At 56.7% G+C, this 1,543-nt stretch carries 1 rRNA gene; it reads left to right on the top strand.

The window, feature by feature from the left end:
- Positions 1-1,543 (top strand): 23S ribosomal RNA (locus ABZY91_RS42010); the annotation flags it as partial.

Raw genomic sequence — 1,543 nt, 5'->3', positions numbered from 1 at the left:
GTGGGCCGTGACTGCGTGCCTTTTGAAGAATGAGCCTGCGAGTTTGCGGTGTGTAGCGAGGTTAACCCGTGTGGGGTAGCCGTAGCGAAAGCGAGTCCGAATAGGGCGTTTGAGTTGCATGCCCAAGACCCGAAGCGGAGTGATCTAGCCATGGGCAGGTTGAAGCGGAGGTAAGACTTCGTGGAGGACCGAACCCACCAGGGTTGAAAACCTGGGGGATGACCTGTGGTTAGGGGTGAAAGGCCAATCAAACTCCGTGATAGCTGGTTCTCCCCGAAATGCATTTAGGTGCAGCGTCACGTGTTTCTTGCCGGAGGTAGAGCACTGGATAGGCGATGGGCCTCACCGGGTTACTGACCTTAGCCAAACTCCGAATGCCGGTAAGTGAGAGCGTGGCAGTGAGACTGTGGGGGATAAGCTCCATGGTCGAGAGGGAAACAGCCCAGAACACCGACTAAGGTCCCTAAGCGTGTGCTAAGTGGGAAAGGATGTGGAGTCGCAGAGACAACCAGGAGGTTGGCTTAGAAGCAGCCACCCTTGAAAGAGTGCGTAATAGCTCACTGGTCAAGTGATTCCGCGCCGACAATGTAGCGGGGCTCAAGCACATCACCGAAGTCGTGTCATTGCAGCATATAGGGCCAACGCCTGCTGTGATGGGTAGGGGAGCGTCGTGTGCCGGGTGAAGCGGCGGTGGAAACCAGTCGTGGACGGTACACGAGTGAGAATGCAGGCATGAGTAGCGATACAAGAGTGAGAAACTCTTGCGCCGATTGACCAAGGGTTCCTGGGTCAAGCTGATCTGCCCAGGGTAAGTCGGGACCTAAGGCGAGGCCGACAGGCGTAGTCGATGGACAACGGGTTGATATTCCCGTACCCGCTTTGAAGCGCCAACGCTGAACCAGGTGATGCTAAAGCCGTGAAGCCGGCCCGGAGTCTTCGGACAAAGGGACGTGGTGGAGCCGCTGAACCAAGTCTGTATTAGGTGAGCGATGGGGTGACGCAGGAAGGTAGTCCAGCCCGGGCGGTGGTTGTCCCGGGGTAAGGGTGTAGGCCGAGTGATAGGCAAATCCGTCACTCATTAAGGCTGAGACCTGATGCCGAGCCGATTGTGGTGAAGTGGATGATCCTATGCTGTCGAGAAAAGCCTCTAGCGAGTTTCATGGCGGCCCGTACCCCAAACCGACTCAGGTGGTCAGGTAGAGAATACCGAGGCGTTCGGGTGAACTATGGTTAAGGAACTCGGCAAAATGCCCCCGTAACTTCGGGAGAAGGGGGGCCATTCCTGGTGACGGCACTTGCTGCCAGAGCTGGGGGTGGCCGCAGAGACCAGCGAGAAGCGACTGTTTACTAAAAACACAGGTCCGTGCGAAGCCGTAAGGCGATGTATACGGACTGACGCCTGCCCGGTGCTGGAACGTTAAGGGGACCGGTTAGCTTGGATTCGTCCGGGCGAAGCTGAGAACTTAAGCGCCAGTAAACGGCGGTGGTAACTATAACCATCCTAAGGTAGCGAAATTCCTTGTCGGGTAAGTTCCGACCTGCA

Source organism: Kitasatospora sp. NPDC002965 (assembly GCF_040611255.1).
Classification (GTDB): domain Bacteria; phylum Actinomycetota; class Actinomycetes; order Streptomycetales; family Streptomycetaceae; genus Kitasatospora.
This window is presented reverse-complemented; position numbering and strand designations above follow the sequence as displayed.